This window comes from Sphingobium quisquiliarum P25 (assembly GCF_000445065.1).
GTDB lineage: Bacteria > Pseudomonadota > Alphaproteobacteria > Sphingomonadales > Sphingomonadaceae > Sphingobium > Sphingobium quisquiliarum.
Genome location: NZ_ATHO01000101.1, coordinates 17,007 through 31,042, shown reverse-complemented (window position 1 = coordinate 31,042; position 14,036 = coordinate 17,007). Strand labels below are relative to the sequence as shown.

The 14,036-nt window shown below is 63.3% G+C and carries 12 protein-coding genes; 7 read left to right on the top strand and 5 right to left on the bottom strand.

The window, feature by feature from the left end; translation table 11 throughout:
- Positions 1 to 4: 4 nt before the first annotated feature.
- The 6 genes from mnmE (at position 5) to pepN (ending at position 8,199) form a co-directional block, all read left to right on the top strand.
- Entirely contained in the window at positions 5 to 1,285 is a 1,281-nt protein-coding gene (gene mnmE, locus L288_RS33185) for a tRNA uridine-5-carboxymethylaminomethyl(34) synthesis GTPase MnmE (protein ID WP_021238543.1), read from the top strand.
- A 60-nt stretch (positions 1,286 to 1,345) separates the two neighbouring features.
- Positions 1,346 to 3,193: a tRNA uridine-5-carboxymethylaminomethyl(34) synthesis enzyme MnmG gene (mnmG, locus tag L288_RS33180; protein WP_021238542.1), complete on the top strand. Its 1,848-nt coding sequence runs from the start codon at positions 1,346 to 1,348 to the stop codon at positions 3,191 to 3,193.
- Positions 3,190 to 3,831 carry a 16S rRNA (guanine(527)-N(7))-methyltransferase RsmG gene (gene rsmG / locus L288_RS33175; RefSeq protein WP_031304451.1) on the top strand — a complete coding sequence of 214 codons (642 nt, stop codon included), beginning with the start codon at positions 3,190 to 3,192 and terminating at the stop codon, positions 3,829 to 3,831. Before mnmG ends, rsmG begins: the two co-directional genes overlap by 4 nt.
- Positions 3,828 to 4,610, top strand: coding sequence for a ParA family protein (locus L288_RS33170; RefSeq protein ID WP_021238540.1), 783 nt, complete (start codon positions 3,828 to 3,830; stop codon positions 4,608 to 4,610). The genes rsmG and L288_RS33170 overlap by 4 nt, the downstream gene beginning before the upstream one ends.
- Positions 4,607 to 5,530 (top strand): ParB/RepB/Spo0J family partition protein, encoded by a 924-nt coding sequence (locus L288_RS33165; RefSeq protein ID WP_021238539.1) that lies wholly within the window; start codon positions 4,607 to 4,609, stop codon positions 5,528 to 5,530. Before L288_RS33170 ends, L288_RS33165 begins: the two co-directional genes overlap by 4 nt.
- A 68-nt stretch (positions 5,531 to 5,598) precedes the next feature.
- Positions 5,599 to 8,199 (top strand): aminopeptidase N, encoded by a 2,601-nt coding sequence (pepN, locus tag L288_RS33160; RefSeq protein ID WP_031304450.1) that lies wholly within the window; start codon positions 5,599 to 5,601, stop codon positions 8,197 to 8,199.
- Positions 8,200 to 8,230: 31 nt separating this feature from the next.
- Here the strand turns inward: pepN and L288_RS33155 are convergent, their stop codons facing one another.
- The 4 genes from L288_RS33155 to L288_RS33140 are packed head-to-tail and all read right to left on the bottom strand — an operon-like array spanning position 8,231 to position 11,804.
- Positions 8,231 to 8,842, bottom strand: coding sequence for an ABC-type transport auxiliary lipoprotein family protein (locus L288_RS33155; protein ID WP_021238537.1), 612 nt, complete (start codon positions 8,840 to 8,842; stop codon positions 8,231 to 8,233).
- A gap of 14 nt (positions 8,843 to 8,856) precedes the next feature.
- Entirely contained in the window at positions 8,857 to 9,819 is a 963-nt protein-coding gene (locus tag L288_RS33150) for an MlaD family protein (protein ID WP_021238536.1), read from the bottom strand.
- 3 nt (positions 9,820 to 9,822) lie between these two features.
- Complete coding sequence (locus L288_RS33145; protein ID WP_021238535.1) at positions 9,823 to 10,695, bottom strand: ABC transporter ATP-binding protein; 873 nt, start codon at positions 10,693 to 10,695, stop codon at positions 9,823 to 9,825.
- Positions 10,695 to 11,804 carry an MlaE family lipid ABC transporter permease subunit gene (locus L288_RS33140; RefSeq protein WP_021238534.1) on the bottom strand — a complete coding sequence of 370 codons (1,110 nt, stop codon included), beginning with the start codon at positions 11,802 to 11,804 and terminating at the stop codon, positions 10,695 to 10,697. Before L288_RS33140 ends, L288_RS33145 begins: the two co-directional genes overlap by 1 nt.
- A gap of 99 nt (positions 11,805 to 11,903) precedes the next feature.
- Here L288_RS33140 and L288_RS33135 point away from each other — a divergent pair, with 99 nt between their 5' ends.
- Entirely contained in the window at positions 11,904 to 12,578 is a 675-nt protein-coding gene (locus tag L288_RS33135) for an HAD family hydrolase (protein WP_021238533.1), read from the top strand.
- Positions 12,579 to 12,692: 114 nt separating this feature from the next.
- Here the strand turns inward: L288_RS33135 and L288_RS33130 are convergent, their stop codons facing one another.
- Positions 12,693 to 14,018 carry a cystathionine gamma-synthase family protein gene (locus L288_RS33130; protein WP_021238532.1) on the bottom strand — a complete coding sequence of 442 codons (1,326 nt, stop codon included), beginning with the start codon at positions 14,016 to 14,018 and terminating at the stop codon, positions 12,693 to 12,695.
- Between the last annotated feature and the right edge of the window lie 18 nt (positions 14,019 to 14,036).

Below are 14,036 nucleotides of genomic sequence, written 5' to 3'. Positions count from 1 at the left end.
ACTGGTGGCGGACACGATTTTTGCCCTGTCGAGCGGTGCACCGCCTGCGGGCATAGGGATTATCCGCATAAGCGGTCCGGCGGCTGGCGATGCGTTGCGGCAGGTTAGCGGGAAAGCGCTGCCTGCGCCGCGGCTAGCGCGGCTTAGCCGGATTTTCGATCCCGGCACCGGCGAAATGCTGGATAGAGCGGTCGTCCTCTGGTTCCCCGGCCCGGCGACGGTGACGGGGGAGGATCTGGCGGAGCTTCATTGCCATGGCGGGCGAGCCGTGATCGCGGCGGTCGAAAGTGCGCTGGCGGCCCTGCCTGGGCTGCGCATGGCGGAGCCGGGGGAATTTACCAGGCGCGCATTCCTGAACGGTCGCATGGACCTCAACGCGGTGGAGGGTCTGTCGGATTTGCTGGCGGCCGAAACGCAGCAGCAGCGCCGCGCCGCCTTGCTGATGGCGGAAGGGCATTTCTCCCGGCATATAGAGGATTGGCGCAAGCAGCTTCTGCAAGTGTCGGCAATGGCCGAAGCGGCGCTCGACTTTTCCGATGAGGATGATGTCCCGGATGATGGGATCGAGGCCCGCATAATGGCGCGGCTGAATGATCTGGTGAGCCAGGTGGAGAAAGTCCTTGCTGCTCCTTCGGCAGAGCGGCTGCGGGATGGCATCCGCGTCGTTCTGGCTGGACCGCCCAACGCGGGCAAGTCCACTTTGCTCAACGCGCTGGTGGGGCGGGAGGCGGCGATCGTGTCCGACATTGCGGGCACAACACGGGACCGGATCGAAGTGCCCGCAGCCATTGAGGGGGTGGCCTTCCTTTTTACCGACACGGCAGGCCTGCGGGAGGAATCCGGGGATGCGATCGAACTGATCGGGATGGAGCGTGCCCGCTCGGCTCTTGAAGCAGCGGACATCATCCTGTGGCTGGGAGTGGCTGATGAGCTTCCTCGCGATGATGCTATTCTGGTCGCGGCTCAGGCAGATAGACTGCCGGGTCGCGCTGGGTTGCCGGTATCTGCCATGACGGGCGAGGGGATGGGCGCTCTGGTACAGGTCATGCTGGAGCGTGCACGGGGCTTGTTGCCGCAGCAGGGGGATTATGCCCTGCGTCAGCGGCAACGGGAAGGGGCCGCCATATTGCTGGAGCATATAGTGGCGGCACGGGCTGCCAGGGATCTGCTTGTAACGGCGGAAGAATTGCGGCGGGCGCGGGGGGCCATTGATCGCCTGACGGGGCAGGCGAGCACCGAGGATATGCTAGACCAGCTATTTGCGGGTTTCTGCATCGGCAAATGAGCGCTGTTCCACGTGGAACAGTTTTGACCCTGAGCCCATCCTTCTGGTAAGGGCGCGCTCATGCAAAGATATGATGTGATTGTGGTGGGCGGCGGTCATGCCGGCTGCGAGGCAGCGGCTGCTGCGGCACGCAAGGGCGCGAAGGTGGCGCTGTTGACCTTCTCGCGCGCCACCGTTGGATCGATGTCCTGCAATCCGGCGATTGGCGGGCTTGGCAAGGGGCATCTTGTCAGGGAAGTTGACGCGCTTGATGGTCTGATCGGTCGTGCAGCGGATGCCGCGGCGATCCACTATCGGATGCTCAACAGCAGCAAAGGCGCTGCGGTGCAAGGGCCACGTATCCAGGCCGACCGGGCCCGGTATCGCGCGGCCATTCACCAGTTACTGGAGGATTATGCCGGGCTGGAAATTGTTGAAGGTGAGGCCTCGGATCTGCTGCTGTCTGAGGGGGAGGTTAGTGGCCTTCTCCTGGCGGACGGACGGAATCTGACCGCTGCTGCGGTGGTTCTGGCCACGGGCACCTTCCTGGGCGGTAAGCTGTTCCGGGGGGAGGATGTCGATGCGGGTGGGCGGACGGGAGAGCGGGCTGCAACCCGGCTTGGCCTCCAGATGCGGGAAATGGGATTGCCGATGGCGCGGCTGAAGACCGGCACGCCGCCCCGGCTGGATGGACGCACGATCGATTGGGCAAAGCTGGAGGAGCAGCCTTCCGATGACGGACGCTGGACCATGTCCGGGCTCACGCCTGAGCGTCTTCTGCCGCAGCTTAGCTGTGCCATTACCCGGACGAACGAGCGGACGCACGCTATCATTCGAGAAGGGCTGGGCCGGTCGCCTTTGTTCAGCGGCGCGATCGAGGGGCGGGGGCCGCGCTATTGTCCCTCCATTGAAGACAAGGTGATCCGCTTTGGCGATCGGGATGGGCACCAGATATTTCTGGAACCGGAGGGGTTGGCGGATCACCTCGTCTACCCGAACGGCATCAGCACCTCGCTGCCAGCCGATGTTCAACTTGCCATGGTCCGATCCATGGCGGGTTTGGAAAAGGCCGAGATTGTCGTGCCGGGCTATGCGGTCGAATATGACCATATCGATCCGCGCGCGCTGAGTTCGAGCTTGGAGGTGAGGGCGGTGCCCGGCCTGTTCTGCGCGGGGCAGATCAACGGCACGACCGGCTATGAGGAGGCGGCGGCGCAGGGACTTGTCGCTGGCGCGAATGCGGCGGCCAAGGTTAGGGGTGAAGCGCCGATGATTCTTGACCGCGCGAGCAGCTATATCGGGGTGATGATCGACGATCTGGTTCTGCAAGGCGTGACCGAGCCATACCGGATGCTGACGGCGCGCGCGGAATATCGCCTCCGCCTGCGTGCCGACAATGCAGGGTCACGCCTCGAAGCGATCGGGCGCGAGCATGGCCTTATCGGTGATGAGCGTGGGCATCATTATGATCTCCGCCAGACGCGGAGGAATGAAGCGGAGCAGGAGCTGAGCGCTACGTTGAGCGCTACGGAGATGATGCGCGCGGGAGCGGCGGTGCGTCAGGACGGGTCACGCCGGTCCTTGTTCGATTGGGCGCGCTTTCCCGAAGTCTCTCGCGAATTGCTGTTTTCCTTGGCTCCGTCGCTGATGCGGATGGATGAGGAGCAGCGGGAGGAGCTTTTGGAGGATGCGCGCTATGCGCCTTATCTCGAACGGCAGGAAGCGGAGATCGCTGACCTGCGCCGCAATGAGCGGATCAATATAGCGAGTGAATTCGATTACTCCTCAATTGGTGGGTTGTCGAATGAGATGATCGAGCGGTTGGAGCACGTGCGGCCGGATACGCTCGCGGCAGCGAGCAGGATCAGGGGCGTGACGCCTGCGGCTTTGGCGGCCCTACTGGCGCATATCAAGCGGCGGGCGGCGTGACAGAAGATGAGGCGCGCGCTTGGTTGCAGGCGCAGTTCAGTGTTTCACGTGGAACATGGGATCGGCTGGAGCGCTATGTGGCGATCCTGACTGCCGAGATGGAGCATCAGAATTTAATTGCGGAATCGACCCGTCCCCAAATCTGGGCGCGGCATATCGTTGATTCAGCGCAGCTTCTGAAATGGGCGGAGGAAGCAGGGGAGGGAAGTTGGGTCGATCTCGGATCGGGTGCGGGGCTTCCAGGTATAATTGCCGCGATTTTGTCGGTACGGCCGTTGATCATGATTGAAAGCCGACGCAAGCGGGTCGAGTTTCTGCAATCAGTTATTGATGACCTGGGACTGACACATGCCCGTGTTTTTGGCGGCAGGGTAGAGAATATGCCCGGCATGTCTGCGGCGGTGATCAGTGCCCGCGCCTATGCGCCTCTGCCCAAATTGTTCCAGTCGGCGGTCCATCTTTCCACAGAAAAAACCCTATGGGTGCTGCCAAAGGGACGAAATGCGGAAAATGAACTGGAGGCGGTGCAGTCGGCATGGCAAGGTGTGTTCCACGTGGAACGCAGCATCACGGATGCAGAGAGCGCCATCATCATTGCGCGCGCCGTGAAAGCCAAGGCAAGGAAAGGTCGAACATGATCCGCATCGCCATTGCCAACCAAAAGGGCGGGGTGGGTAAGACCACGACCGCGATTAACCTGGCGACTGGGCTGGCTGCAACGGGATTGCGGGTCCTCCTCGTTGATCTCGATCCGCAAGGCAATGCTTCCACCGGGCTGGGGGTGAATCAGGCCGATCGCGGCCAGTCCAGCTATGACCTTCTTGTGGGCAACTGTGCTTTGGAAGATGCAGTCCTCCCGACGCGGGTTCCCAAGCTTGATATCGTACCAGCGACGCAGGATCTGTCGGGCGCGGAAATCGAACTTATCGAATATGAGCAGCGTACCCATCGCCTTGAACGCGTTTTGAGCGAAGGGCAGCCGGGCCGCTGGGATATTTGCCTGATCGACTGCCCGCCATCCCTGGGGCTTTTGACAATCAACGCGATGGTGGCTGCACAATCCCTGTTGGTCCCGCTTCAATGTGAATTTTTTGCGTTGGAGGGATTGTCGCAATTGTTGCAGACCGTTGAGCGCATCAGGGGGCGGTTCAATCCCCAACTCTCCATCATGGGAGTTGCGCTGACCATGTATGACAGGCGCAACCGGCTCACGGATCAGGTTGCGGACGATGTTCGCGCCTGCCTGGGCGATCTGGTGTTCGATACGGTCATCCCCCGTAATGTGCGGCTTTCCGAGGCACCGAGCCATGGCGTGCCCGCGCTGATCTATGATTTTCGCTGTTCAGGGTCGGAAGCCTATATGCGTCTTGCACGTGAACTGATATCCCGGCTTCCTGCACAGGAGATAGCTGCTTGAGCAATGATGGTGATGAAAAGCTGAAGGTGGCCAAGCGCCCGCAAGGGTTGGGGCGTGGCCTGTCGGCACTGCTTGGAGATGTTGCCCGGGAGGAGCCCGTCGCGCCCGCGATGCCCACGGCCTCCAGCAAGGCCATCCAGAGCATCGAAGTCGCCCTTGTTCAGCCTCACCCGGAACAGCCGCGCCGCCATTTCGATGAGGATGCGCTGGCGGAACTGGCCGAAAGCATCAGCAAGCGGGGCGTGATCCAGCCGATCATTGTTCGTCCGCATGGCGGCGGGTTCCAGATCGTTGCGGGGGAACGCCGCTGGCGGGCGGCGCAGCGGGCGCAGCTTCATCGTATCCCGGCCATTATCCGCGACTTTGATGAGGCGGAGACGCTGGAAATCGCGCTGGTGGAAAATATCCAGCGCGAGGACCTGAATCCCATTGAAGAGGCGGAAGCTTATCGCAAGCTGATCGCCGAGTTCCATCACAGCCAGGAAGCGCTGGGCCGGTTGGTGGGCAAGTCCCGCAGCCATATCGCCAATCTCATGCGCCTGCTCGACCTTCCCTCGCCCGTTCAGCGGCAGGTGATCGAACAGAAGCTGTCCATGGGGCACGCGCGTGCCCTGATCGGCGCGCCTGATTGCGAAGCCCTTGCCCGCACCGTGGAAGCCAAGGGGCTGTCCGTCCGCGACACGGAGGAACTTGTCCGCCGCGCCAAGAAGGGGAATGACGCAGCCCCGCGCGAGCGGGCGCGCCAGACGGGGGACAAGGACCCGGATATCGCCGCGCTGGAGCAGCATCTCGCCGACATTCTGGGCGTGCGGGTGGACATCGCCCATGCCGGTGGCGGCGCTGGCACCCTATCGCTTCGCTACTCGACCCTGGATCAACTGGACATGCTCTGCCAGCGCCTGTCCGGCGAGCGAATCTGAGGCCCAGGATCAGCCTTTTATGATCGGAGCCACTGGCCTTTTCGCGGTCCAGTGCCTAGCTTGTCCGCATGGCAGACATGCAATCCTCCACTGGAACCGCACCCCTCATCATCCGTCGTCAGGATTACCGTCCGCCTGACTGGCTGGTGCCCGATATCGCACTCTATTTCGTGCTGGACGCCGCCCGCACCGAAGTCCGATCGCTGCTCAAGGTCCGGCGGAATGGAGCCCATGACCGGCCGTTGAAGCTGGACGGAGACGAACTCACTCCGCTGGAGGTGAGGGTGGATGGCCAGCCGCTGACGCCCGATCAATGGGCGATGGAGGGCGGGGCGCTCATCATCCCGCTCGGTGGTGAGGAGCATGAGGTCGAGACGCTGGTCGGGCTCGCGCCGCAGAGCAACAGCAAGCTGATGGGCCTCTATGCCAGCGGTGGACTGCTGTGCACCCAATGCGAAGCCGAAGGATTCCGGCGGATCACTTTCTTTCCCGACCGGCCAGACGTTCTGTCGCGCTACTCGGTGCGGCTGGAGGCGGACAAGCGCCTTTATCCCGTGCTGCTGGCGAATGGCGATCCGGTGGAGAAGGGCGACTTGCCGGATGGGCGCCATTGGGCGCGCTGGAACGATCCCTATCCCAAGCCCTGCTATCTTTTTGCGCTGGTGGCGGGGAATCTTGCCTGCAATGCCGACAGCTTCACCACGCAGAGCGGACGCAATGTGCAACTGGGCATCTGGGTAAAGGAGGCGGACCTTCCCCGGACGGCGCATGCCATGCAGGCGTTGAAGAATAGCATGGCATGGGACGAGCGGGTCTATGGCCGCGAATATGACCTGGACGTGTTCAACATCGTCGCGGTGGCCGACTTCAACTTTGGCGCGATGGAGAATAAGGGCCTTAACATCTTCAATTCGCGGTACATTCTGGCCGATCCTGATACGGCGACCGATCTTGACTATGACGGGGTCGAGGGCGTGGTGGCCCATGAATATTTCCACAACTGGTCAGGCAACCGGGTCACATGCCGCGATTGGTTCCAGCTATCGTTGAAGGAAGGATTCACGGTCTTTCGCGACCAGAATTTTTCCGCCGACATGGGCAGCGCAGCAGTCAAGCGGATCGAGGATGTGCGGGTCCTTCGGGCCGCGCAGTTCCAGGAGGATTCAGGGCCGCTCGCCCATCCGGTGCGGCCGGAATCCTACATGGAAATCAGTAACTTCTATACCGCCACCATTTATAACAAGGGTGCGGAACTGATCCGCATGATGGCGCTGATGCTGGGGCCGGAACGGTTCCGGGCGGGCACCGACCTCTATTTCGAGCGTCATGATGGCGAGGCGGCGACGTGCGAGGACTTCGTTCGTGCGATGGAAGAGGGGGGCGGCATCGACCTGGCCCAATTCCGCCGCTGGTATGAGCAGGCGGGGACGCCGCATGTCCGCGCGCTGCTGACCCATGACGCGGCGAGCGGCACGGCCGAACTGACGCTGGAGCAGCACATGGCGCCGACGCCCGGTCAGCCCGGCAAGCTGCCCATGGCCATTCCGCTGCGCGTCGCCCTGTTCGATCGCGATAGCGGCAAGAGCCGCGGGGACGAGCTTTTGATGCTGACGCAGGCGCGGCAGAGCTTTACCTTCGACGATTTCGCCACTCCGCCCATATTGTCGATCAATCGCGGCTTTTCAGCGCCGGTGATCATCGAGACGGATCGTAGCCAGGCTGATCTCGCCTTCCTGTCTGGCCACGACGATGATCCTTTCGCCCGGTACGAAGCGATGCAGCAGTTGATGGTCAATGTGCTGGTCGGGCGCGTCGGCGGGCAAATGGTTGACGATGCCGCCGTGATCGCGGCGATCCGCGATACGATCACGGATCCGCTGCTCGATTCGGCATTTATTGCTGAGGCCGTCCGCCTTCCCAGTGAAGCCTATATCGGTGACCAGCTGGCCCAGGTCGATCCTGACGCGATCCACGCGACGCGAGACGCGCTTCAGTACCGGATCGGGGCTGAACTCGAATCGCTGTGGCGGGCCATCCATGGCAAGACGCAGGCGAACGCATTCTCGCTTTCCCCGGCCGCCAAGGGGGCGAGGAAATTGCGCAATATGGCGCTGCTTTACCTGAATGCGTCTGGCGCTGACGATGGGGCCGCCATTGCCTTTGGACAGTTCAGCGACGCGGACAATATGACGGAGCGGCAGGCGGCACTCGCCACGCTTGCCAACGGGACGAGCGCGGAACGGGAAGCGGCGCTCGACATATTCTATAACCGCTACCGGGATGACGCGCTGACGCTGGACAAATGGTTCCAGACGCAGGCCTTCGCCTTTCACCCGGATACGGTCGATCTGGTGGAGGAACTGGGGCGGCATCCCGACTTTACCCTGTCCAATCCAAACCGGGTGCGGTCGCTTTACGGGGCCTTTGCCGGGAACCAGTGGGCGTTTCACCATCGATCGGGCAAGGGATATCGCATGGTGGCGGACTGCATCATCGCGCTGGACAAGATCAATCCGCAGACGGCGGCCCGGCTGGTCCCGCCGCTGGGACGCTGGCGGCGATTCGATGAGGAGCGCGCGGCGATGATGCGCGCCGAGTTGCAGCGCATCCTGTCCCAGCCCGGCCTGTCCAGGGACGTGACCGAGCAGGCGAGCAAGAGCCTGGATTGAAGGCGGGAAGCGCCCCTACCCGCCGCTAAGCTCAGCGGCCGGTAGCCGCCAGCCAGGCCGCCACATCGGCCGCCACCTTGTTCGCGGCGTTGTTCAAGGGCGCGCCGATGGTGGTGGAGCCGATTTTCGCGCCCACAGGGGTACTGGCGGTGAAGCGCTGGCGCGCGATCGCGGTGCCGCCTGGTCCCGCCAGAATCGCGTCATAGGTGACGATCGCGCTGTTGCTGGCTTCGTCCAGGCCGAATTCCACCAGTTCGCCCATCAGCCTTTGACCCGCATCCGCCGAATATTGGCCGGGGTCCAGCACGATGCGGTTGCTGGTGGCGGCGATCGTTTCCGACAGCAGCTTCTGGAACAGGTGGCGCGGCGTGTCGGCCCATTGCACGTCCGTGACATAGGCGACGGAGGTAGGCGTCACGCGCACCGGCACGCGCACGGTGTCGAGCAGCTTGGGCGCGTCGGGATCGGCCACGGTGATGCTGGTGCCTGCCGACGCGCTGCGCGTCGTGCCCGGCGCGACCTTCTGCGCGGCATCGAGCGAGAGCAGTTGCGCGGGGGGCTTTCCGCCGAAGGAAATGCAGCCCGGCAGCGACAGCATCAGGGCGAGGGCGGCGGGCAGAACAGCCCGTTTCGTGTGGAACATCGTGAGGGTCCCTCTCATGGCTTATAGTCGGGCAGTTTGGGCGATCCGACGATGGATCCCGCCCCCTGCTGGTCGAGTTTTTCAGCGACGCCGCGGAAGGCCCGCGACATTTCGCGCAGGTCGCGCACCAGCTGATTCACTTCGGGCATGGTCTGGTTGCTGAACGCGCGGACGCCCGGCTGGGCTTCGGCGATCGTCTTGTCGAGCGTGTCGATGCTGCGCGTGGCGGACTGTACGCTCTTGCGCAGGTCGGACATCAGCGGCCGGCCCTCGTCATTGAGAAGGCTGTCGGTGGTCGACGCCAGCTTGCCGATCTGTTCGGCGGCGATGCCGGTGCGCTGCACCGCGATCCGCGCTTCGGCCAGCGTCGCGGCGATTTCGGGGCTGCGGTCGGCCAACGAATCGGACAGACGTTCGACATTGGCGAGGATGCCGGCGATCGATTGCTGATTCTTGTCGTTGAGAAGCTCCGTCAGGCGCTCGGTCAGGGTAGACAGCCGCTCCAGAAGCTGCGGCGCATTGTTCAGCAGTTCGCCCAGCGCGCCCGGCTTGGTCGGGATGACGGGCACGCCGTCGGGGCAGGCGGTCAGGGGATTTTGTTCCGGGCAGACGATGGGCGGCGCGCCCTTCACCGCGCCGTCCAGCACGATTTCGCTGACGCCGGTGAAGCCGACGCCGGAGATGGTGGCGGTCGTGCCCTGAAGGACGGGGGTGCCTTCCTTCACGGAAATGCGCACTTTCACGAAGCTGGGATCGCGCTTCCACAGCTCGATCGTTTCCACCTGGCCGGACGGCACGCCGGAATAGTTGACGCTCGACCCCTTCGCCAGACCGTTGACGGACTGTTTGAAGAAGATGTCATATTCCTTGTTGTCGCCTTCGGAAAGGCGGGAGAACCAGAAGGCCGCGACCATGATCGCCGCCAGAAGCAGCAGCGTGACCGTGCCCACCAGCACATGGTTGGATCGGGTTTCCATATCCTATTGCCTTCCGTCCGATGGGTGCGCGGCTGCCTTGCCGCTTTCACGCGCGACGGCTGCGGTCGCGGCGCGGCCGCGCGGGCCGTTGAAATATTCCTGAATCCACGGGTGGTCCGTGGCCAGCAGTTCGTCGATCGTCCCGACCGCGATCACTTTCCTGTCGGCCAGCACGGCCACCCGGTCGCAGATGGAAAAGAGCGTGTCGAGATCATGGGTGATGAGAAAGACGGTAAGGCCCAGCGTCTGCTGCAACTTGCGGGTCTGATCGTCGAAAGCCGCCGCGCCGATCGGATCAAGGCCCGCCGTTGGCTCGTCCAGGAACAGCAGGTCCGGGTCGAGCGCCAGCGCGCGGGCCAGCCCGGCGCGCTTCTTCATGCCGCCCGACAGTTCGGCCGGATATTTGGGGCCTGCCTCAGCTGGAAGGCCGGTCATGCGGATCTTGTAGGCCGCGATCTCGTCCCGCAATTCCGCGCCGATATGGGGATAATATTCGCGGATCGGCACTTCGACATTTTCAGCGACGGTGAGGGTGGAAAAGAGCGCGCCGCCTTGAAACAGCACGCCCCAGCGCTTGCGAATGGCCAGCGCTTCATCGTCCAGGCGGCCGATCATCGATTCGCCGAAGACGTGGATTTCCCCCTCGTCAGGGGTTTGCAGGCCGATGATCGAGCGCATCAGCACGGACTTGCCAGTGCCCGATCCGCCCACCACGCCCAGAATCTCGCCCTTGCGCACGTCCAGGTCCAGCCCTTCATGCACGACCTGATCGCCGAAGCTGTTCTTGAGGCCGCGGACGGAGATGGCGATATCGTTCTGCTCGACCGCCTCGCCGACACGCGCTTCCTCCGCAGCAACTTCCTCTTCGGGAGCCATCAGTTCCAGCCCACCCAGGTGAAGAAGACGGCGAAGAAGGCGTCAAGGACGATGACGAGGAAGATCGCCTGCACCACCGCCGATGTCGTGCGCAGGCCCACTTCCTCCGCATTGGCCTTGACCTGCATGCCCTGGAAACAGCCCGCGAGCGCGATGATGACGCCGAATACAGGCGCCTTGATCAGGCCGACCCACAGGTCGGTGATGGGAACCACCTCCCGCAGGCGCTGGACGAAGGTGATCGGCGGGATTTCCAGCGATACGGCGCACAGGAAGCCGCCGCCGATGATCGCCATGATAGAGGAATAGAAGCCGAGCAGCGGCATCATCACCACCACGGCCAGCGTGCGCGGCAGGACCAGCGCCTCCATGGGCGATACGCCGATGGTGCGCATCGCGTCCACTTCCTCGGTCAGCTTCATCGTGCCGAGTTGCGCGGCGAAGGCGGAACCCGAACGTCCGGCGACCATGATGGCGGTCATCAGCACGCCCAGCTCGCGGAAGGTGAGGCGGCCGACCAGATTGATCGTCAGCATTTCCATGCCGAACTGGCGCAACTGCACCGATCCCTGCTGGGCGATGACGATGCCGATCAGGAAGCTCATGAGGCCGATGATGCCCAGCGCCGACACGCCGACCACCTCGAACCGCTGGACCACCGCGTTGAGGCGGAAGCGGCTTGGGTGGCGGATGACGTTCCAGCTCGCGACCAGGGTGCTGCCGAAAAAGCCGAGCAGGCCCAGCAGGGTCACGCCTGAATTGACCACGGCCTCGCCAATCTGGCCGACGATGCGCTGCCAGGGTGAGACATAGTCGGGGCGGATGCTGACGGGTTCGTCCAGCGTGCCCACCGTCTCGATCAGCCGCACCGCATCGTCATTAGCGCCGGAAAGATCGCACCCCAGCCGTTTGGCGGCGCGATGGACGGTCCAGGCGCCGATCGTGTCCATATGGCTGACGCCGGACAGGTCGATGGCGGCGACGGGGCCGGTCACTGCGTCAAGGCGGGCAGGCAGATCGTTCAGGCAGGCGATCGACAGATGGCCTGTGAGCCGAACGACAGTGCCGTCATCGCGCGGTTCTTCCACAAGATCAGCGGCTTTGTTCATCAAGGGGGTTTAGTGGTCCATTATCGGTTGCACGGCAAGCCGAAACGGCCCATCCGCAAGGCAGAACGACGAGCAAGGTCAAAAAGTTTCGGGAACGGCATGACGCATCGGCTTGCGATATATGACATGGATCGCACGGTGACCTTCACGGGCACCTATACCGGCTTCCTGATTCATGTCGCGCGCCGCATGGCTCCGTGGCGGCTGATCCTGTTTCCCGGCGTGATCCTGCTGATGCTCGCCTATGTGCTGAAACTGATTACGCGGCAGCGGCTGAAGGAACTCAATCAGGCGCTGATGATCGGCTATAATGTCGAGCGCGCCAAGCTGATGCCGCATGTGGAAAGCTATGCGGCGAAGGTGGTGGCGGAAAATGTTCGCGCCGGAGCGCTGGAGCAGATCGCGCGGGACAGGGCGGATGGGTGCCGCCTCGTACTCGCGACCGCGTCCTACCGTCTCTATGTCGAGCCGATCGCCCGCCGCCTGGGCTTTGACGCCGTGATCGCCACGGATCATCTGAGCCAGGACCTTCGCTATGTCCGTGCCCGCATCGCGGGCGAAAATTGCTATGACACAGGCAAGCTGCGCATGATCAAGGCGTGGATGGCGGCGGAAGCGATCGACCGTTCCTCCGCATATATTCGCGCCTATTCCGATCATGTGTCGGACGCGCCGATGCTGGAATTCGCCGACGTTCCCTTTGCATCCAACCCGCACAAGCCGCTGGCGAAGCTGGCGACGCAGCGGGGATGGACGCGGGTGGATTGGGATTGAGTGCCGTTTCTGATCCCTCCATCTGTCCGGGCTGAGCTTGCCGAAGCGCTTCATTTGAAGAAGTAGAGCCCTTCGACAGGCTCAGGGCGAACGGGCATTTTGGACGCGATCCCGCTACCCCACCGCCCGCAGCGCCTGCGCGAAGTCGGCGATCAGGTCCTCCGCGTCCTCGCAGCCGATGGAGATGCGCACCATATTGTCGCTGATCGCCAGCGCTTTCTTGCGTTCGGCAGGCACCGACAAATGGGTCATCGCCGCCGGATGGCTCGCCAGCGTTTCCGTGCCGCCAAGGCTCACGGCCAGCCTGGCGATCTTGAGCGCGTCGAGAAAGGCGAAGGCTTCCGCTTCCCCGCCCTTGAGATACAGGGAGAAGGTCGATCCCGCGCCGGTGCAGTGCCGCCGGTAGATGTCCGCCTGCCGGTCGCTGTCGGGAAAGCCCAAATAGACGACCCTTTCCACCTGCGGCTGATCCTTGAGCCAGGCGCAGACCTTCGCGGCATTCTCGCCCGCCCGGCTCATCCGCAGTTCCAGCGTCTCCAGGCTGCGGAGCAGCATCCAGGCGCTGTGCGGGTCAAGGATGGTGCCGATCGTGTTGCGCATCAGGCGGATCGTGTTGATCAGTGCATTGGAGCCCAGCACGCCGCCCGCGACCAGATCGCTATGGCCGCCCGCATATTTGGTCAGGCTGTAGATGACGAGGTCCGCACCATGGGAGATGGGATGGTGCCAGAGCGGCCCCAGGAAGGTGTTGTCGATCGCGATCGGCGGCACATGATCGGCGCCATCGAACAACTGGTTGCGCAGCGCCACCACGGCGTCCAGATCGACCAGCACATTGGTGGGGTTGGCGGGGCTTTCCAGATAGATGAGGGCGACGCGCCCAAGCTGTTTCGCCCGTTCGATGACCGCGCCGATCTCTTCCCCGCTCGCCCCGGCGGGGAAGTCGAGCCACTGGACGCCGAACTTGCCCAGCGTCCGCCCGATCAGCGATTCGGTCGCGGCATAGAGGGGGGCGGAATGGACGATCACGTCGCCCGGCTGGACCAGCGCGAGCAGGGTGGTGGCGATCGCCGCCATGCCGCTGGAAAAGAGCAGCGCATCCTCCGCTTCCTCCCACACGGACAGCCGGTCTTCGGCGATTTCCTGATTAGGCCCGTTGAAGCGCGAATAGATAAGGCCTTCCGCGCCGCCCGGCCGGATGCCGGTCACCCCTTCGAAATGGCGCTTGCCCGCCGCCGCGCTTTCGAAGGCGAAGGTGGACGTCAGGAAGATGGGCGGTTTGAGCGATCCTTCGGACAGGCTGGGGTCATAGCCATGGCCCATCATCAATGTCGCCGGCTTCAGCTTGCGGCCGTCGATTTCCATGATGGATTGCTTGGGACGGCGGCGGTTGCGCGCCGGTTCCACGCCTGTGAGGTCGGCTTCGGTTTCGCCGGTCATTGGCTTCTCCTGACTTGG

Excerpts from the sequence above, each read along its gene's own strand:
- mnmG (WP_021238542.1), top strand. The coding sequence starts at position 1,346 with ATGCAAAGATATGATGTGATTGTGGTGGGCGGCGGTCATGCCGGCTGC.
- L288_RS33170 (WP_021238540.1), top strand. The coding sequence starts at position 3,828 with ATGATCCGCATCGCCATTGCCAACCAAAAGGGCGGGGTGGGTAAGACC.
- pepN (WP_031304450.1), top strand. The coding sequence starts at position 5,599 with ATGGCAGACATGCAATCCTCCACTGGAACCGCACCCCTCATCATCCGT.
- L288_RS33155 (WP_021238537.1), bottom strand. The coding sequence starts at position 8,842 with ATGTTCCACACGAAACGGGCTGTTCTGCCCGCCGCCCTCGCCCTGATG.
- L288_RS33150 (WP_021238536.1), bottom strand. The coding sequence starts at position 9,819 with ATGGAAACCCGATCCAACCATGTGCTGGTGGGCACGGTCACGCTGCTG.
- L288_RS33145 (WP_021238535.1), bottom strand. The coding sequence starts at position 10,695 with ATGGCTCCCGAAGAGGAAGTTGCTGCGGAGGAAGCGCGTGTCGGCGAG.
- L288_RS33140 (WP_021238534.1), bottom strand. The coding sequence starts at position 11,804 with ATGAACAAAGCCGCTGATCTTGTGGAAGAACCGCGCGATGACGGCACT.
- L288_RS33135 (WP_021238533.1), top strand. The coding sequence starts at position 11,904 with ATGACGCATCGGCTTGCGATATATGACATGGATCGCACGGTGACCTTC.
- L288_RS33130 (WP_021238532.1), bottom strand. The coding sequence starts at position 14,018 with ATGACCGGCGAAACCGAAGCCGACCTCACAGGCGTGGAACCGGCGCGC.